The sequence below is a fragment of the Streptomyces sp. SYSU D01066-1 genome, assembly GCF_054956795.1.
Genome location: NZ_JBUDHV010000025.1, coordinates 39,974 through 56,750, shown reverse-complemented (window position 1 = coordinate 56,750; position 16,777 = coordinate 39,974). Strand labels below are relative to the sequence as shown.

At 72.9% G+C, this 16,777-nt stretch carries 14 protein-coding genes, 1 pseudogene and 1 riboswitch; of the genes and pseudogenes, 10 read left to right on the top strand and 5 right to left on the bottom strand.

Annotated elements, in window-relative coordinates; translation table 11 throughout:
* Window positions 1–17: 17 nt before the first annotated feature.
* On the bottom strand, window positions 18–473 hold the full coding sequence (locus ACY1JF_RS21790; RefSeq protein ID WP_462706866.1) for an RpiB/LacA/LacB family sugar-phosphate isomerase: 456 nt from the start codon (window positions 471–473) through the stop codon (window positions 18–20).
* A 116-nt stretch (window positions 474–589) separates the two neighbouring features.
* Between ACY1JF_RS21790 and ACY1JF_RS21785 the strand changes: the two genes are divergently transcribed.
* Together ACY1JF_RS21785 and ACY1JF_RS21780 are read left to right on the top strand one after the other, a co-directional pair.
* On the top strand, window positions 590–2,110 hold the full coding sequence (locus ACY1JF_RS21785; protein ID WP_462706865.1) for an MFS transporter: 1,521 nt from the start codon (window positions 590–592) through the stop codon (window positions 2,108–2,110).
* A 341-nt stretch (window positions 2,111–2,451) separates the two neighbouring features.
* Window positions 2,452–3,417 carry a YihY/virulence factor BrkB family protein gene (locus tag ACY1JF_RS21780; RefSeq protein WP_462706864.1) on the top strand — a complete coding sequence of 322 codons (966 nt, stop codon included), beginning with the start codon at window positions 2,452–2,454 and terminating at the stop codon, window positions 3,415–3,417.
* Between the two features lie 63 nt (window positions 3,418–3,480).
* Here ACY1JF_RS21780 and ACY1JF_RS21775 read toward each other — a convergent pair whose 3' ends face one another.
* The gene (locus ACY1JF_RS21775) at window positions 3,481–5,382 is read right to left on the bottom strand and encodes an ABC transporter ATP-binding protein (protein WP_462706863.1); all 1,902 of its coding nucleotides are present in this window, start codon (window positions 5,380–5,382) and stop codon (window positions 3,481–3,483) included.
* Between the two features lie 168 nt (window positions 5,383–5,550).
* On the opposite strand from ACY1JF_RS21775, the gene ACY1JF_RS21770 reads away from it, so the two are divergent.
* Together ACY1JF_RS21770 and ACY1JF_RS21765 are read left to right on the top strand one after the other, a co-directional pair.
* A complete protein-coding gene (locus tag ACY1JF_RS21770) occupies window positions 5,551–6,273 on the top strand; it encodes a lysophospholipid acyltransferase family protein (protein WP_462706862.1) in 723 nt (240 codons plus the stop codon).
* A gap of 62 nt (window positions 6,274–6,335) precedes the next feature.
* Window positions 6,336–7,373: an NAD-dependent epimerase/dehydratase family protein gene (locus ACY1JF_RS21765; RefSeq protein ID WP_462706861.1), complete on the top strand. Its 1,038-nt coding sequence runs from the start codon at window positions 6,336–6,338 to the stop codon at window positions 7,371–7,373.
* A 46-nt stretch (window positions 7,374–7,419) separates the two neighbouring features.
* Here ACY1JF_RS21765 and ACY1JF_RS21760 read toward each other — a convergent pair whose 3' ends face one another.
* Window positions 7,420–9,024 (bottom strand): alpha/beta hydrolase, encoded by a 1,605-nt coding sequence (locus ACY1JF_RS21760; protein ID WP_462706860.1) that lies wholly within the window; start codon window positions 9,022–9,024, stop codon window positions 7,420–7,422.
* 929 nt (window positions 9,025–9,953) lie between these two features.
* Window positions 9,954–10,086: riboswitch (cyclic di-AMP (ydaO/yuaA leader) on the top strand.
* A 3-nt stretch (window positions 10,087–10,089) separates the two neighbouring features.
* Between ACY1JF_RS21760 and ACY1JF_RS21755 the strand changes: the two genes are divergently transcribed.
* Window positions 10,090–10,563, top strand: a complete 474-nt coding sequence (locus ACY1JF_RS21755) for a C40 family peptidase (protein ID WP_462706859.1) — start codon at window positions 10,090–10,092, stop codon at window positions 10,561–10,563.
* Window positions 10,564–10,939: 376 nt separating this feature from the next.
* Here ACY1JF_RS21755 and ACY1JF_RS21750 read toward each other — a convergent pair whose 3' ends face one another.
* On the bottom strand, window positions 10,940–11,404 hold the full coding sequence (locus tag ACY1JF_RS21750) for an ATP-binding protein (RefSeq protein ID WP_462706858.1): 465 nt from the start codon (window positions 11,402–11,404) through the stop codon (window positions 10,940–10,942).
* A 213-nt stretch (window positions 11,405–11,617) separates the two neighbouring features.
* On the opposite strand from ACY1JF_RS21750, the gene ACY1JF_RS21745 reads away from it, so the two are divergent.
* Both ACY1JF_RS21745 and ACY1JF_RS21740 read left to right on the top strand, forming a co-directional pair.
* A complete protein-coding gene (locus ACY1JF_RS21745; protein WP_462706857.1) occupies window positions 11,618–12,478 on the top strand; it encodes a helix-turn-helix domain-containing protein in 861 nt (286 codons plus the stop codon).
* Between the two features lie 9 nt (window positions 12,479–12,487).
* On the top strand, window positions 12,488–12,718 hold the full coding sequence (locus ACY1JF_RS21740) for a DUF397 domain-containing protein (protein ID WP_462706856.1): 231 nt from the start codon (window positions 12,488–12,490) through the stop codon (window positions 12,716–12,718).
* A gap of 42 nt (window positions 12,719–12,760) precedes the next feature.
* Here ACY1JF_RS21740 and ACY1JF_RS21735 read toward each other — a convergent pair.
* Window positions 12,761–12,966 (bottom strand): annotated as a pseudogene (locus tag ACY1JF_RS21735) (8-amino-7-oxononanoate synthase); the annotation flags it as partial.
* Between the two features lie 411 nt (window positions 12,967–13,377).
* Between ACY1JF_RS21735 and ACY1JF_RS21730 the strand changes: the two are divergent.
* The 3 genes from ACY1JF_RS21730 to ACY1JF_RS21720 all read left to right on the top strand — a co-directional run bounded on the left by ACY1JF_RS21730 (window position 13,378) and on the right by ACY1JF_RS21720 (window position 16,620).
* The gene (locus tag ACY1JF_RS21730) at window positions 13,378–13,803 is read left to right on the top strand and encodes a GNAT family N-acetyltransferase (RefSeq protein WP_462706855.1); all 426 of its coding nucleotides are present in this window, start codon (window positions 13,378–13,380) and stop codon (window positions 13,801–13,803) included.
* 355 nt (window positions 13,804–14,158) lie between these two features.
* Window positions 14,159–15,610 (top strand): hemolysin family protein, encoded by a 1,452-nt coding sequence (locus ACY1JF_RS21725; RefSeq protein WP_462706854.1) that lies wholly within the window; start codon window positions 14,159–14,161, stop codon window positions 15,608–15,610.
* The gene (locus tag ACY1JF_RS21720; RefSeq protein WP_462706853.1) at window positions 15,607–16,620 is read left to right on the top strand and encodes a hemolysin family protein; all 1,014 of its coding nucleotides are present in this window, start codon (window positions 15,607–15,609) and stop codon (window positions 16,618–16,620) included. The genes ACY1JF_RS21725 and ACY1JF_RS21720 overlap by 4 nt, the downstream gene beginning before the upstream one ends.
* The last annotated feature ends 157 nt before the right edge of the window (window positions 16,621–16,777 follow it).

Below are 16,777 nucleotides of genomic sequence, written 5' to 3'. Positions count from 1 at the left end.
GTCACGAGGCCGGGGTGTCACGGGGCCGGACGGGCGGCGTCGAGCCGGGTCACGTGGGTCACGCTCTCCCGGTCCTCGGCGTCCGTGCTGGGCGTGCCGGCGAACCAGGCGTCGAGGATCTCCGTCAGCAGCGGGCCGGAGGTCAGCCGCAGGCTGAGGGCGAGGACGTTGGCGTCGTTCCAGCGGCGGGCACCGTCCGCCGTGTACGCGTCCGCGCACAGGGCCGCGCGGACGCCCGGCACCTTGTTCGCGGCGATCGACGCGCCGGTGCCGGTCCAGCAGCACACCACCGCCTGGTCGGCGCGCCCGGCGGCGACCTCACGGGCCGCCCGCTCCGAGCACACCGCCCACCGGGCGTCGTCCCCGGGGCGCAGCGCGCCGTGGGCCAGCACGTCGTGGCCCCGGCCGCGCAGTTCCTCCACCAGGAGGCGGGCGACGGGTTCGTCCATGTCCGAGGAGACGGCGATCCGCATGCTCCGCAGCCTACTCGGTGATCGATACAACACCGATCCGTACGAGTGAAATTCGCATTCTGTGGCAGGTGCGGCTGGAAAGCATATGAACGAGCATGAGTTCCGTTTGGAGCGCTATGCCCCCGGAAAGGAACGCAGCCACGTCTCCCACCGACCACGGGCCCGTGCCCGATTCCGCGGCTCTCAAGCGTCACCCGGCTCTCTTCCGCGCCGTCAGACGCAGGCGGAACCCCCGGCTGCGCCGGTCGGACATCACGGTGACGGACGAGCGGGCGGTCAAGCGGGCGGTGAAGGCCGCCGCCCTCGGCAACGCCATGGAGTGGTTCGACTTCGGCATCTACGCCTATCTGGCCGGCACCATCGGCCGGGTCTTCTTCCCCTCGGGGAGCGACACCGCGCAGTTGCTGTCCTCCTTCGCCACGTTCGCCGTCGCCTTCCTGGTGCGGCCGATCGGCGGCATGGTGTTCGGGCCGATGGGCGACAGGATCGGCCGCAAGAAGGTCCTCGCGCTGACGATGATCCTGATGGCGATCGGCACCTGCGCGATCGGGCTGCTGCCGACGTACGCCGCGGTCGGCTTCTGGTCGCCGCTGCTGCTCATCCTGTTCCGGCTGCTCCAGGGGTTCTCCACCGGCGGCGAGTACGGAGGTGCCTCGACGTTCATCGCGGAGTACGCGCCGGACAAGCGGCGCGGCTTCTTCGGCTCCTTCCTGGAGCTGGGGACGCTGGCCGGGTACACCTGCGCGGCGGGGCTGGTGACCGCGCTCACCGCGGGGCTGGGCACCGAAGCGGTGGACGCGTGGGCCTGGCGCGTCCCGTTCCTGGTCGCCGGTCCGCTCGGTGTCGTCGGTCTGTATCTGCGGATGCGCCTGGACGACACCCCCGCCTTCCTGAAGCTGGAGGAGGGCGGCGTGCACGTCCCGGACGCGGCGACCGCGGTGGAGACGACGGCCCGGGGCGACCTCGCGAAGATCTTCCGGCAGCACTGGCGGATGCTGGTGCTGTGCGTCGCCCTGGTCGGCGCCTACAACATCACCGACTACATGCTGCTGTCGTACATGCCGACGTACCTCTCGGACGAGCTGCACTACAGCGAGACGCACGGGCTGCTGATCCTCGTCGTCACCATGATCGTGCTGATGCTGGTCATCAGCCGGGTGGGCCGGATCTCGGACCGGTACGGCCGCAAGCCCGTGCTGATGACCGGCATGCTGGGCTTCCTGGTGCTGTCCGCCCCGTCGTTCCTGCTGGTGCGGCAGGGCAGTCTGCTCGCCGTGGCGGGCGGGATGCTGATGCTCGGCCTGTCGCTGGTGTGCCTGCTGGGCACGATGTCGGCGGCGCTGCCCGCGATGTTCCCCACCTCGGTGCGCTACGGCTCCCTGTCGGTCGGCTACAACCTGTCGGCGTCCCTGTTCGGCGGCACCACTCCCCTGGTCATCACCGCGCTGATCGGCGCGACCGGCTCGGAGATGATGCCGGCGTACTACGCGATGGCGGCGGCCCTGGTCGGGGTGGTGGCGGTGGCCTGCATGAAGGAGACCGCGCGGCAGCCGCTGGAGGGGTCACCACCGTCGGTGCAGAGCGAGGAGGAGGCGGCGGCCATCGTGGCGGAGCAGGCTCCCGCGCCGAGGTTCTGAAGGGTTCACGGGGTTCGGCGGTCCGGTGCCGGCGCTTCGGAGTCACGGCGCCTCGCGGGTGTGGCCGTCAGCGGGGCACCCTGGTGCCGGACGGGCTGCTCCTGCGCGAGGTGCTGCTCACGGTGCCGCCGAGCGTGCGGTACGCGCTGACGGTGCCGGCCGCGCGGGACGAGCACGACCGCCGGCCGCGCCGGGCGTCTGACCGGACGGTCCGGCGGCTCGCACCACCCCCGCGGCGGTCCATGGGATGCCCGAGCGGAACGGGGGCAGTCTGGACGGACGGAACACGTCACTCGGCGGCCACCGGGAAGAGGGGCCCGCCGCGAGGAAGGGTGGACGCCGTGGGCACCGCCGTACACGTCCCGCAGACCAGGGACATGCGTGGGGAGGAGCTGTCGGGGGACGAGGCGTTCACCGCGCTGCGGCACTACGGGGGCGTGCGGCTGCTGGTCGACTCCTTCACCCGGTTCCGTTACGCGGACGGGTTCACCAACGCGCGGGCCCTCGCCTTCCAGGTGGTGCTGGGCCTGGTGCCGTTCACCGTCGCCCTGGTGGGCCTGGCCACCAGCGCGCACACCGAGACCGTGGGCCGCGTCGTCGAACTGACCCTGGGCCGGATCGTGCCCGGGGCCAGCGGAGACGTCGTCGCGGACGCCTTCGCGCGCACCCGGCGGTCCGCCCACGGTGATGTGTGGGGCACGCTCGCCCTCTGGCTGGGCCTGGGCTTCGCGCTGCTGAACCTCGCTTCGGCGATGGGCCAGATCGAGCGGGGCGCCAACCGCATCTACGGCATCGAGCGCGACCGCCCCCTTCCCCTCAAGTACGCCCGGGCGATCGCCCTCGCGGTCACCGCGGGGATGCCGATGGTGCTCGGGTTCGTCGTCCTGGTCGCCGGTGAGGCGGTCGGTGACGCGGTGGTGCGGGCCACCGGGCGGGCGGGCGGCGTGCCGGGCTGGTGGAGCGCGCTGGAGGTGCCGACCGGGCTGGCGCTGGCGTGGATCGCCTCGGCGGTGATCTTCCGGTGGTCGCCCCGCCGGGTGCAGCCCGGCTACACCTGGCTGGCCCTGGGTTCCGCCCTGCAGATCCTCCTGTGGGTGACGGCGACCTGGCTGCTGGCGCTGTACGTCGAGGAGAGCGGTTCCTTCGGGGCCCTGTACGGGCCGCTGACCGCGTTCGTCGCCCTGCTGCTGTGGGCCAACCTCACCGCCGTGGCCCTCTTCTTCGGCATCGCGTTCGCCGCGCAACTGGAGGCGGCCCGCGCCGGTCTCGCCTCCCCGGCCCACCCGGACCCGGGGCCCGGCGACTGACCGGCGGCGGACGGCCCGGGCCGCGGGACCCGTGGCCGGCCGAGACCGCGCCGAGGCCGTCCGTCACCGCCTCGTCGCGGCGGACCGGTCCGCCGCGTGCTCAGGCGGCCCGGCAGGCTCCGGCAGCCCGGCGAGGCCCGTTCCCGGGGGTTCGTCCCCCGGCTCCGGCTCGGCGCTCTCCGCGAGGAAGCCGCCGGACTGGTGCCGCCACAGCCGGGCGTAGGCACCGTCCGCGGCGAGCAGCTCCTCGTGGGTGCCCTGCTCGACGACGCTGCCCCGGTCGAGCACGACGAGACGGTCCATGCCGGCCACCGTGGACAGCCGGTGGGCGACCACGAGGGCCGTCCGTCCCTCCATCAGCCGCCACAGCGCGTCCTGCACCAGGATCTCGCTCTCCGAGTCCAGCGCGCTGGTCGCCTCGTCGAGCAGCAGGATCGGGGCGTCGCGCAGGATCGCCCGGGCGAGGGCGACCCGTTGGCGCTGGCCGCCCGAGAGCTTCACGCCCCGCTCCCCCACCAGGGTGGCGAAGCCGTCGGGGAGCTGGTCGGCGAACTCCGTGACGTGCGCGGCCCTCGCCGCCGCGTGGATCTCCTCGTCGGTGGCGCCGGGCCGGGCGAAGGCGATGTTCTCCCGCAGGCTGCGGTGGAACATGGCGGGTTCCTGCGGGACGTAGGCGATCAGTGAGCGCAGATCGGTCTGGCGCAGCGCGCTGATGTCCTGACCGCCGATCAGGATGCGTCCGCCGTCGACGTCCGACATCCGCAGCAGCAGCCGGGTGAGGGTGGTCTTGCCGCCACCGGACCTGCCGACCAGGCCGATCCGCGCACCGCCGGGTACGTCCAGGTCGAGTCCCTCGAAGATCGGCTCGGCTCCGGCGTGCGCGAAGGTCACCGCCTCGAAGCGGACGCCGCTGTCGCGCGGCGCGAGCGGTTCGGGCACCGCCGCGTCCACCACGGTGGGCGGGTCGAGGAGCAGCTCCGTGAACTGCGCGGCCTCGGTCATGGAGCTCTCCAGCCGCCGGTAGATCTGGTTGAACTCGAACATGATCTGGGTGGCGTTGGAGTAGTAGGTGAAGGCGACGACGATCTCCTCGACGCCGATACCCGGGCCGCCGAACGCGATGGCGACGAACAGGCCCAGCACGTTGGTCAGCACGGACATCGGGGCGACCAGCGTGTCGACGCGCAGATTGCCGTAGTCCCACGACCTGAGCGTCAGGCGCCGGGAGTCCGCGACCCGGCGGCGGTGTTCGTCGGCCTCCCGCCGCTCCGCCGCGAACGCCCGGATGGTCTCCATGTTGGCCAGGCTGTCGGCGACGTGCCCGGAGACCCGGGCGAGGGCCGCCTCCCGGTCGTTGACGAGCTTCTGCCGGCGGCGGATCAGGGGGGTCGCGCCCAGCACGGTCAGCGCGATCATCAGCAGCAGGCCGGCGACGAGCATCGGTTCGTAGCGCCACAGCACCACGGCACCGAACACCAGCGGGACGAGGCTGCCCACGATCCGGTACGTCACCGTGTCGACGAAGTCCTCGAAGCGCTTGCCGAAGCTCAGCACCCGCTTGGTCAGGGACCCGGCGAAGTTGTCGTGGAAGAACGCCGCGTCCTTGGCGAGGAGTTCGTCCATCCCGGTGACGTACAGGTGTTCCATGCCGAGGGCGTCCACGCGGTTCAGACAGTGCTGCCCGATCCGCCACACCGCCTCGGCGAGCAGCAGCGTCACGCCGAAGGCCAGCACGTACGGCAGCGCCGACGCGAGGGTGAGACCGCCGTCGCCGGCGGCCTGCCCCGCCAGCCTGGCGATGAGCAGGGGGGCGACGTAGCGGATGCCGATGTTGCCGACGGCCGGCAGCAGCAGGGCGGGCAGGGTCAGCCGTCGCAGTCTCAGCAGTTCCCTGCCGTAGTGGCGCAGCGCCAGGACGACCGCGCTTCTGCCCGGCGTCGGCGGGCGCGAATCTTCTGTTCCCATCACTCTCCCGAAGGTCGGAACTCGGAAGTTTCCCGGTGGGAGAGGTCGCCAGTCCAGGCATTTACGGCGGACGCGCCAGAACCGGACACGCCGTGCGGGCCCGCGGGCTGTTCAGGCGGTGCGGTCGGCTGTCACCATGACGGGTCCGGTCGGAGTGAGGGGCGAGCCGTGTTCTACCACCTGCTCAAGTACGTACTGCTGGGACCGGTGCTGAGACTGGTCTTCCGTCCCCGGATCGAGGGCCTGGACCATGTTCCGGCGACGGGGGCGGCCATCGTCGCGGGCAATCACCTGTCGTTCTCGGACCACTTCCTGATGCCCGCCGTGCTCGGGCGCCGGATCACGTTCCTCGCCAAGGCCGAGTACTTCACCGGTCCCGGCCTCAAGGGACGGCTGACCGCGGCCTTCTTCCGCAGCGCCGGGCAGATCCCGGTGGACCGCTCCGGCAAGGAGGCGGGCCGGGCCGCGATCCGCGAGGGGCTCGGCGTGCTCGGCCGGGACGAACTGCTCGGCATCTACCCGGAGGGCACCCGCTCGCCCGACGGACGGCTCTACAAGGGCAAGGTCGGGGTCGCGGTGATGGCGCTGACGGCGGGTGTGCCGGTGGTGCCGTGCGCGATGATCGGCACGTTCGAGGCGCAGCCGCCGGGCCGGCGCCTGCCCCGCGTCCGCCCGGTGGCGATCCGCTTCGGGGCGCCGCTGGACTTCTCCCGCTACGCCGGCATGGAGCACGAGAAGACGGTCCTGCGGGCCGTCACCGACGAGATCATGTACGCGATCATGGCGCTGTCCGGGCAGGAGTACGTCGACCGGTACGCCGCCGAGGTCAAGGCCGAGGCGGAGGGGAAGGCCGCGCGGGAGCGCCGGTTCCCCCGGATGCCGCTCGGCTAGCGTCCCTCTGCTCTCGGCAGAGGAGCGTGGCGGGAGGGGCCCCGCGCGCCTACGGTCCCGGTATGACACGTGCTGTGGTGATCGGGGCGACGGGACAGATCGGACGGCCGGTGGTGGGTGCGCTGGCCCGGGACGGCTGGGAGGTGACCGCCGTCTCGCGCGGCGGCGGGCGGGACGCGGACTGGCCGGGGGACGTGCGGGCCGTGCGGGCCGACCGGGAGGAGGACGGCGCCCTGGCCGCCGCGGTCGGTGACGGCTGCGACGTCCTGGTGGACGCGGTGGCGTTCGGCCCGGCGCACGCGCGGCAGCTGACCTCGCTCGCCGGGCGGATCGGCTCGGCGGTGGTGCTCTCCACGGTGTCGGTGTACGAGGACGACGAGGGGCGCGGCTTCGACACCGGGCAGGAGCCCGGCGGCTTCCCCGAGTATCCGGTGCCGCTCACCGAACAGCAGCGCACCGTCCGGCCGGGCGACGCCACCTACAGCACCCGCAAGGCGGCCCTGGAGCGGGAACTGCTCGCCGCGGGCGACCGGTTGCCGGTGACGCTGGTGCGGGCGGGCGCGGTCCACGGGCCGTACTGCCGTATGCCGCGCGAGCTGTACTTCGTCAAGCGCAACCTCGACGGGCGGCGCCGCCGCGTCCTGGCGTACGGGGGTGCGAGCCGCTTCCATCCGGCGGGGGTGCGCAACGTCGCCGAGGTGATCCGGCTGGCCGCCGCCCGGCCCGGCAGCCGGGTGCTCAACGCCGTGGACCCGGACGCGCCGACGGTGGCCGAGATCGCCGCGGCGATCGACGCGGTGATGGGCGCGGAGGTGGCGGACGTCCTGGTGGACGGTGCTCCGCCCGCGCCCCGGGTGGGCGACACGCCCTGGTCGGTGCCGGCGCCGGTGGTGTGCGGCACGGGGGCCGCGGAGCGGGAGCTGGGCTACCGGCCGGTGGCCCGGTACGCCCAGACGCTGCCGGAGACGGTCGCCTTCATCGAGGAGCGGCTGGCCGGGGGACGGGACTGGCGGGAGGCGTACCCGCAGATGGCGCGGGCGTACGGGGACCTCTTCGACTACGCGGCGGAGGACGCCTGGCTGGCGGGGCGCCGGGCGTGAGGAAGGGGCGGCCGGTGGTCACCCGGCCGCCCCTGACCCTGGCGGGTTACGGCTTCGGCGTGGCGTGCGGGGCGCAGGTCACGTCCCGGGCGTCCACCTCGCCGGTGAGCAGGTAGGTGTCGACGCGGTCGTTGACGCACGGGTTGGTCAGACCGGTGACGCCGTGCGAACCGGCGTCCCGCTCGGTGATCAGCCGGGAGCCCTTGAACCGCTGGTGCAGTTCGACGGCGCCCTCGTACGGGGTGGCCGCGTCCCGCTCCGCCTGGACGATCAGCACGGGCGGCAGGCCCTTGCCGGTCTTCACCTCCACCGGGGTGTGCTGCTTGGTGGGCCAGGTGGCGCAGGGCAAGTTCATCCAGGCGTTGGACCAGGTGAGGAACGGATAGTCCCGGTGCAGGCGGGTGTTGTCCCGGTCCCAGGTCTTCCAGTCGGTGGGCCACTTGGCGTCGGCGCACTCGACGGCCGTGTAGACGGCGTTGCCGTTCTCCGAGGAGGCGTTGCCCGCGGTGTCGGACATGTCGGGGGCGGCGGCGTCGACCAGGGCCTGGGTGTCACCGGCGACGTAGGCGCTGAAGACGGAGGCGACCGGCGCCCAGGCGGAGTCGTAGTACGGGGCGCTCTGGAAGAAGCCGAGCAGTTCGGCGGGGCCGACGACGCCGCCGACCGGGTTCTCCTTGGCGGTGGCGCGCAGCTTCAGCCACTGGGCCTGGACCTCGGCGCGGGTGTCGCCGAGGTGGTAGGTGGCGTCGTTCTGCGCGACCCAGTCCTGCCAGTCCTTCCAGCGGGTCTCGAAGGCCACGTCCTGGTCCAGGTTGGCCTGGTACCAGATCTTCTCCCGGGAGGGGTTCACGACGCTGTCGACGACCATGCGGCGGACGTGGTCCGGGAAGAGGGTGCCGTAGACGGCGCCGAGGTAGGTGCCGTAGGAGACGCCGAGGTAGTTGAGCTTCTTCTCGCCGAGGGCCGCGCGGATGACGTCGAGGTCGCGCGCGGTGTTCGGGGTGGTCATGTGCGGCAGCATCTCGCCGCTGCGCTCGGCGCAGCCCTCGGCGTACTCGCGGGCCAGCTTGCGCTGGGCGCGCTTGTCGGCCTCGGAGTCGGGGACCGGGTCCGCCTTGGGCGCCTTGACGAACTCCTGCGGGTCGACGCAGGAGATCGGCGCCGACTTGCCGACGCCGCGCGGGTCGAAGCCGACGAAGTCGTAGGCCTCGGCGGTCTTGGCCCAGATGGGGTTCTTGGCGGTCACGCGGGCCGGGAAGCGCAGGCCCGAGCCGCCCGGGCCGCCGGGGTTGTAGATGAGGGCGCCCTGGCGCTGGGCCTTCGTGCCGGTGTTGCCGATGCGGTCGACGGCGAGCTTGATCTGCTTGCCGTACGGCTTGGCGTAGTCGAGCGGGACGCTGACGTAGCCGCACTGGATGGGCGCGGGCAGACTCCAGTCGGCGGGGCAGTCCTGCCAGTCGATCCCGGCCTCGGCGGCGCGGGCCGCGGCGACGGCGGCGCCGTACGCCTGCCGGTCCGCGGTGCTGCTCCCGTGCCGGGCGGCCGGGCCGGCGACGGCCGCGGGCGCGGTGACGGCACCGGCCGTCAGCAGCCCGGAGACCAGTACCCCGGCGGTGCCGAGCGCGGCCGTGCTCCGCTTCAGTCGTCTCATCCTCAAGTGGACCTCCCCGTACATCCTTGCGATGGATACGGGGATCCTCCCGGCTGTGGGTTCGCTGAGGACAGGGGCGCCCCGACTTCTTTGCCAATCCGATAAACGGCACCACTCGTTCGATCGGCGGAGTACGGTCCTCCGCCCCGGTCGTGGCCGGCCGGCGCCTCGTCCGGCAGTCGGCGCGGGCGCGGCGTGCCGGGGGCCAGGGCGGTGACCAGGGCGGCCGGTCCGGTGAGCGGCAGCACCGCCGCGCCCTCCCCGGCCGTCCGGGCCGACGGCGGCCGCTCGGCGGACTCCGGCCGTACAGCGGCGACTTGGCCGACGGCGTGCTCTCCCGTCGGCACCGCGGGGCCGTTCCGGTCGGCCGGAGCCGCAGGCTGGTCGCACCGGCTTCCGTTCACGTCAGGCCGCCCGGGACCGCTTCCCGTCGTCCGGAGCCGCTTCCCGGACATACCTCCACCCGCGCGGGCACGGACGCCGACCCGGCCCGCGCGGGCGTGCGCTGACGCCGGTGCCGGTTGCGGCGGGCGCTCCGGGTTCCGTATCGCGGGGGCCGGCCGAAGCCTGAGCGGGCCGAACGGCGTACCGCCTATCGGCGTAGATTCACCTCCTGCTCCGGGACCGTCCGGCTTGCGCAACGCGCCTGTTCCGTCGGTGAAGTGACCACTGCGCCGCAGGTGGGGAGGTCGTCGGTCACGGCGGCGCTGGTCTGGACAGCGGACCGTCCACCCGAACGGATGAGTGGTGAGTAACAACACAAAGTCCACGTTCCGTTGGGATTTTTCCCCTTCGGTGCGCCAAGATCCCTGACTGACGACAAGACCCCGCCGCAGCGGCGGGGCGATCCGGGCGGACGCCGAGTCCTGCCGCCGCCCGGATGACCGGTCGACAGGAGTGGATCGGCAGGAGTGGAGGACCCGAGCAAGACGGGTCGCCGGCCCGGTCACGCCATGACCGGAGCCGAGCAGCCCTTGGGGTGAAGCCGCACTCGTGCGGCCGGGCAACTTCGCCAGCCCGAATCCGACAGGTCATCCTTCACAGGCGGCTGACGAAGGGTTGCGCATGACTGCGCTCAATCGTGTCCCGTCGCTCATGGTCCGGGCCTCCGCGGCCTCGGCCCTCACCATCGCCGCCGTGGGCGGTTCGATCGTGGTCCCCGGCGTCGCCTCCGAGGCCGCCGCGGCCACCCATGCGACCAAGGCGCTGAAGATCGCGGCCTCCAAGAAGGGCGCCCCGTACCGGTACGGGGCCACCGGGCCGTCCCGCTTCGACTGCTCCGGGCTGACGCTGTACTCGTTCAAGAAGGCCGGCAAGAAACTGCCCCGCACGGCGGCCCAGCAGTACAACCGGACCCGCCATGTCTCCGCCTCCAGCCGCAAGGCCGGCGACCTGGTGTTCTTCCACTCGGGCCGCAGCGTCTACCACGTGGGCATCTATGCCGGGAAGGGCAAGATCTGGCACGCCCCGAAGACCGGTGACGTGGTGCGGCTGCAGAAGATCTGGACGAAGAACGTCTGGTACGGCCGGGTGAAGTGATCCCCCGGGGGGTGTTCCGCCCACCCCGCCGGGCGGAACACCCCCTCGGGTGCGTACGGGCCCGTACGGGTCGGTACGCACCCGCACAGGGCGTCTCCCCGGACGCGTACGGCCCCGTACGGACCGGCAGGCGTCCCCACGGGGGTGCCACGGGGGCGCGGGGGCAACGCAGGGCGTACGGGGGCACGCAGGGGCGCGCAGACGCCCACAGGCCGTGGCGCGGGCCCGGCCGGCTGTCCGTTCGGCGTGACCGGCCGCCGCTCCCGCCCCGTGCGCGAGGCGGCCTCGACGCCGGTCCCGCGCGGACACGGGGACCACGGGGCCGCCCGCCGGGCGGGCCCGTGGTCCCCGGCGGGCGTCCGCCCCGTCCGCTCCGTCACCGTCGCCGGTTCCGCCGGACCGTCGCCGGGAGCGGCTCGGCCGGGGGCGTCCAGGGGAACTCCACGGAGACGGTCTTGCCGCCCTCCCGGGTGGGGCGGACCCTCAGGCGCCCGCCGCATTCGGCGGCGAGGCAGCGGATGATGACCATGCCGCGGCCGTTGTCCTGCTGGACGGCCGCGGGCAGACGCTTGGGGAAGCGCGGGTGGCTGTCGGTGACCCCGATGCGCAGGTACTCGTCGCGGTCGAGCGTCAGGTCCACCGTGAAGGTGGGTGACAGTCCCCGGGTGTGCTGCACGACGTTGGTGGCCAGTTCCGACACGATGAGCCGGATGGTGTCGGACACTTCCGTGTCCGCGGACAGCCCCCACTCCGCGAGCGTGCCGACGACGTAGGTCCGGGCGGCGGACACCGAGGCGGGATCGCTCGGCAGAGTGACGGATGCTTCCAGGTGGTCTGCCATGGCGACGTCGTCCCTTTCCGACGGGACCGCAGCCCACACGGAGCGGATGGTTCGAGTACGGTCCCGGACTGTGCTTGGTCGCCAGAGTGCCATCACCGCGCCGGTGACGGGGGGCGATCCACCAAGACGTGCATATATCTGTCGCTCGAAGCGGTGAACTCCGCGACCGCGGACCCTTTTCGCGCGACTCACAAGGAGTGAAGGAGTTGGCCCATGCGGCACGGTCCCGTGGTGCGCCGCCGGAAACTGGGTGCCGAACTGCGCGCGCTGCGCACGGACGCCGGGATCACCAGCGGCGAGGCGGCCCGGCTGGCGGGATGGCACCAGTCGAAGGTGAGCCGGATCGAGACCGGGACCAGCGGGGCGAAACCGGACGACGTGCGGTTACTCCTGGACGTCTACGGCGTGGCCGACGCCCAGTTGCGCGAGGTCATCCTCGCCCTGGCGGGATCCGAGGACAACGGCGGCAGGCAGCACTGGTGGCACCCCTACCGCGGCGTGCTGCCGCCGGCCTACCGGGACTTCATCAGCCTGGAGTCCCAGGCGAGCACGATGCGCACCCTGGAGACCACCGTGGTCCCCGGCCTGCTCCAGACACCGGAGTACGCCCGTGCGGTGACCCGCGCCGCGATGGACAAACTGCCGGAGGAGCGCATCGACGCGCTGGTCGAGGTGCGGCTGACCCGGCAGGACGTGCTGCGCTCCCCCACGCCCCTGCGCCTCAGTGCCGTACTGGACGAGGCGGTGCTGCGCCGGACGGTCGGCGAGCCGGGAGTCATGGCCCGCCAGCTGGAGCGGCTGGTCGACGCGGCGCGGCTGCCCCATGTCCGGCTCCAGGTGCTGCCGTTCGCCGCCGGAGCCCATATCGGCGTCACCGGGCCTTTCGTTATCTTCTCTTTTTCGAGCACTTCTGATCTAGACGTGGTGGTTCTCGACCACTTGACGAGTAGCCTCTATCTGGAACGGAAAGAAGACCTGGAGGCCTACACCGAGGCCTTCAACGCCCTTCAGGTTCACGCCCTTTCGCCCGACGACTCATTGGATCTCATCGCCGCGACCGCGGCCGGCGCGTAAGGAGGCACCATGTCAGCACCTCCGCGGCACGTCCCTTCCAGCACCCGACTGCACGGGGTGCGGTGGCTGCGCAGCAGCTACAGCACCGGAGCCAACAACTGCGTGGAGACGGCCCGTCCGTCGGCCGGCCCCTGGGCCGGACTCCTCGCCGTGCGCGACTCCAAGGATCCCGCCGGACCGGCACTGCTCGTCTCCCCCGAAAGCTGGAGCGGCTTCACCGCCGGGTTCCGCCGGAAGTAACCCCCTGCGGCAGCCGACGACGCACGGCCGTGTCACGCCGACTCATGGCCGCGTTTCGCGGATCGTCCGCACCGCACGTCCGACCTGAGCCTCGGTGAGGTCCGCACGGGCGGCCAGCCTGAACCGTGAGATGCCGTCGGGCACGGAAGGAGGACGCGAGCACCCCACGGCCAGGCCGGCCGTACGGCAGTCCGCCGCCCCCGTACGGCCCGCGCCGGAAACGGCGCGCGAGCAACCGGGGCGGACGGGCCCCGCGAGGTCCGGCGAACTCCTCCACCAGCCCGCCGTACGGTCGGTGAAACCCCTTACCCACTTGTCGACTTGTCAATTTGTCGTCGGACTCGTCGCCCGACGGTCCGGACCGCGTCCTCCTCGCCGGCTCCGGTCCGGTGCCGGTGGAGGCGCGGCGGGCGGCACGCCGGCGGAGGCGGCCGGGGCGCCCGGTGCGCACCAGCCGCGCGGAGACCGCCCCGCCTTGGTGTGGACGGGGCCGCCGGCCTCGCGCCAGGCATCCATCTGATCCGCGCAGGGCGGGCCCGGTGCGTCGGGGTGTCCCTGGCCGACAGCCGGTGCCGTGTCCCCCCGGCCACGGTCGGACCGGTCGTCCACATACCGGAAACCGCTGGTCAGCCGTCGGCCGCGGTTGATGGGATCGGCTCATGACCGCTCTTCACGTACGGGCCGCCGGGCCCGGGGACCTGGACACCGTGCTGGCCTTCTGGAAGGTGGCCGCCGAGGGCACCAGCATCAGCGACGACCGGGAGGGCGTCGAGCGCCTGGTCGCCCGCGACCCCGAGGCACTGCTCCTGGGCGAGGTCGGCGGCGAGCTGGCCGGCACGGTGATCGCGGGCTTCGACGGCTGGCGCTGCCATCTGTACCGGCTCGCGGTGCACCCGAAGCGGCGCCGGCAGGGCATCGCCACGGCGTTGCTGACCGCCGCCGAGGCACGCTTCACGGCCCTCGGCGGGCGGCGCGGGGACGCGATGGTGCTGGTGCGCAACGAACGGGCGGGGCACGCGTGGCGGGCCGCCGGTTACGAACCAGAGGAGCAGTGGCGGCGCTGGGTGAAACACCTCGCCTCCTGAGACACCTCGGGCCGGTTCCCGGCCTCACCCGGCCCGGGGCGGGCACTCGGGCGACCATGACGGACTCCGAGCACCTGCTGACAGAACCGCCGCCCGGCGTGCGACAACGCGCGGACCGCCCGCCCCTGTCCGATCATGGGACGGGTGATCGGGCGACGGACGACCGGGCGACGGACGATCACGAGGCCGCGGACGATCGCGACGTCACGGATGATCACGGGGTCGCGGATGATCACGGGGCAGACGATCGCAGGACGGCGGGCGGCCGCGGGCCGGCGGACGGCCATGGGACGGCGGACGATCGCGGGACCGAGAACGGACACGGGACCGAGGATCGCGGGACGGAGGTGAACCGGTGACCGAAGTGCTCCTGCTGCTGGTGGCCGTCCTGCTCGCGCTGGCCTGTGGCGCCTTCGTCGCGGCCGAGTTCTCCCTGACCACCGTCGAACGCGGCGCGCTGGAGCGGGCCGCGGCGCGCGGGGAGCGCGGCGCGGCGGGCGCCCTGAAGGCCGTACGGAACCTGACGTTCCAGCTGTCGGGCGCGCAGCTCGGCATCACGGTGACCAATCTGGTGGTCGGCATGCTCGCCGAGCCGTCGATCGCCGCGCTGCTCGCGGGCCCGTTGCGGGACCTGGGCGCCTCCCCCTCGACCGCCTCCTCGATCGCGCTGGTGGTGGGCACTGCGCTGTCGACGGTGGTGCTGATGGTGGTCGGTGAGCTGGTCCCGAAGAACTGGGCGATCTCCTCGCCGGTCGCCGTGGCCAAGCGGGTGGCGACCCCGCAGCGCTGGTTCAGCACCGCTTTCCGGCCCTTCATCACCCATCTGAACAACAGCGCCAACCGCCTCGTACGGCGCCTCGGGGTGGAGCCCGCCGAGGAGCTGGCGTCCGGGCGCGGGCCGCAGGAGCTGGCGGCGCTCGCCCGGCACTCGGCCAGGGAGGGCTCGCTGGAGGCGGACACCGCCGAACTGTTCGTGCGGACGCTGAACCTCGCCGACCTCACCGCGGAGCACGTGATGACGCCGCGCGTCCAGGTGATCGCCCTGGAGGCCGACGCGAGCTGCGCGGACGTGGCGAACGCGACCCGGGCGACCGGGCTGTCCCGGTTCCCCGTCTACCGGGAGACCCTGGACGCGGTGGTGGGCACCGCGCACATCAAGGACGTCCTGGCGGTACCCGCCGAGCGGCGTGCCGAGGTGCCGGTCTCCGAGCTGATGCGGGCCCCGCTGCTGGTCCCGGCGACACTGACCGTCGACCGGCTGCTCGACCGGCTCTCCGGGCGGCGCACCATGGCCGTGGTGATCGACGAGTACGGCGGCACGGCGGGCGTGGCGACGCTGGAGGACATCGTGGAGGAGGTCGTCGGCGAGGTACGGGACGAACACGACCCGCACGAGACGCCCGAGCTGGATCCGGCCGGCGCGGACGAGCGGGGACGCGCGCTGTTCCGGGCGGACGGCTCGGCCCGGGTGGACCGGCTGGAGCGGATCGGGCTGCGGGTGCCGGAGGGGCCGTACGAGACGGTGGCCGGGCTGGTCGCGGCCGAGCTGGGCCGTATCCCGGTGGTCGGCGACCGGGTGGAGGTGGCGGGCTGGCGCCTCGACGTCGTGGACGCGACGGGCCGCCGGGCCGCCGCCGTCCTGCTGCGCGCGCCGCTCGAGGACGGACGGACCGGGGACGCCGGCTCGGGCTCGGGCTCGGGCTCCGGCTCCGGCTCCGGCTCCGGCTCCGGCTCCGGCTCCGGCTCCGGCTCCGAGAACGGGAACGGGAACGGGAACGGTTCAGGGAACGGGGAGGCCGGGCGGTGACCGTCGTACAACTGCTGATCGGCCTGCTGACGCTGGTCGTCAACGCCTTCTTCGTGGGCGCCGAATTCGCGCTCATCTCCGTGCGCCGCAGCCAGGTGGAGCCGCACGCCGACGCGGGTGACCGCAGGGCGACGCGCGTGCTGTGGGGGCTGGAACACGTGTCGGCACTGCTGGCGGCGGCCCAGCTCGGCATCACCCTGTGCACGCTGGTCCTCGGCATCGTCGCGGAACCGGCCATCGCGCATCTGCTGGAACCCGTGTTCCACGCAATGGGAGTGCCGTCCGGGGCCGGGCACCTGGTCTCCTTCATGCTGGCGCTGGCCCTGGCGACCTATCTGCACATGCTGCTGGGCGAGATGGTGCCGAAGAACATCGCGCTGGCGGAGCCGGTGCGCAGCGCGCTGCTGCTCGGTCCGCCGCTGGTGGCCCTGTCCCGGGCACTGCGGCCGGTGATCTTCACGGTCAACGCGTTCGCCAACGCGCTGCTCAAGCTGTTGCGGGTCGAGGCTCGGAACGAGGTGTCGGCGTCCTTCACCGACGCCGAGCTGGCCGAGATCGTGAAGGACGCGAGCGAGGCCGGGCTCATCGACGACCGCGCCCAGGAGCGGCTGCACGACGCGCTGGAACTGGGCCGGCGGCCGGTGCGCGACGTGGTGCTCCCCCTCGAGCGGGTCGTGCACGCGCGCGTGGGCGTCACCCCCGAGCAGTTGGAGCGGCTGTCGGCCGAGTCCGGGTTCTCCCGGTTCCCGGTGGTGGACGACGGGCGGCGGATCGTCGGTTACCTGCACGTCAAGGACGCCCTGGACGCCTCCCCGCGCGGCGCGGCGTTCCGGCCGGGTGACATGCGTCCCATCGCCCGGGTACGGGAGAGCACCCCGCTGGACGACGTGCTGACGGCGATGCGCGCGAGCCGCACCCATCTGGCGGCCGTCCTGGAGGCCGACGGCCGGCTTGCGGGTCTGGTCACCATGGAAGACGTCCTGCGGGAGCTGTTCGGGCAGCGGATGTGAGGACACCGGTCGGCGATGCACCGGGCTCCCGCCATCGGGCACTGGGCACCTGCCGACGAGCACCGGGCTCCCGCCGACGGGCAGCGGACACCTGCCGGCGGGCGCCGAAGACCGGACGGCAGACGCCGGGCGCCCGTCGGCAAGCGCCACGCGCCCA

What these genes read in the sequence shown, in the direction of transcription:
- ACY1JF_RS21760 (WP_462706860.1), bottom strand. Translation starts at nt 9,024, where the DNA reads ATGAGACGACTGAAGCGGAGCACGGCCGCGCTCGGCACCGCCGGGGTA.
- ACY1JF_RS21730 (WP_462706855.1), top strand. Translation starts at nt 13,378, where the DNA reads ATGACCGCTCTTCACGTACGGGCCGCCGGGCCCGGGGACCTGGACACC.
- ACY1JF_RS21740 (WP_462706856.1), top strand. Translation starts at nt 12,488, where the DNA reads ATGTCAGCACCTCCGCGGCACGTCCCTTCCAGCACCCGACTGCACGGG.
- ACY1JF_RS21745 (WP_462706857.1), top strand. Translation starts at nt 11,618, where the DNA reads ATGCGGCACGGTCCCGTGGTGCGCCGCCGGAAACTGGGTGCCGAACTG.
- ACY1JF_RS21750 (WP_462706858.1), bottom strand. Translation starts at nt 11,404, where the DNA reads ATGGCAGACCACCTGGAAGCATCCGTCACTCTGCCGAGCGATCCCGCC.
- ACY1JF_RS21765 (WP_462706861.1), top strand. Translation starts at nt 6,336, where the DNA reads ATGACACGTGCTGTGGTGATCGGGGCGACGGGACAGATCGGACGGCCG.
- ACY1JF_RS21755 (WP_462706859.1), top strand. Translation starts at nt 10,090, where the DNA reads ATGACTGCGCTCAATCGTGTCCCGTCGCTCATGGTCCGGGCCTCCGCG.
- ACY1JF_RS21790 (WP_462706866.1), bottom strand. Translation starts at nt 473, where the DNA reads ATGCGGATCGCCGTCTCCTCGGACATGGACGAACCCGTCGCCCGCCTC.
- ACY1JF_RS21775 (WP_462706863.1), bottom strand. Translation starts at nt 5,382, where the DNA reads ATGGGAACAGAAGATTCGCGCCCGCCGACGCCGGGCAGAAGCGCGGTC.
- ACY1JF_RS21785 (WP_462706865.1), top strand. Translation starts at nt 590, where the DNA reads ATGCCCCCGGAAAGGAACGCAGCCACGTCTCCCACCGACCACGGGCCC.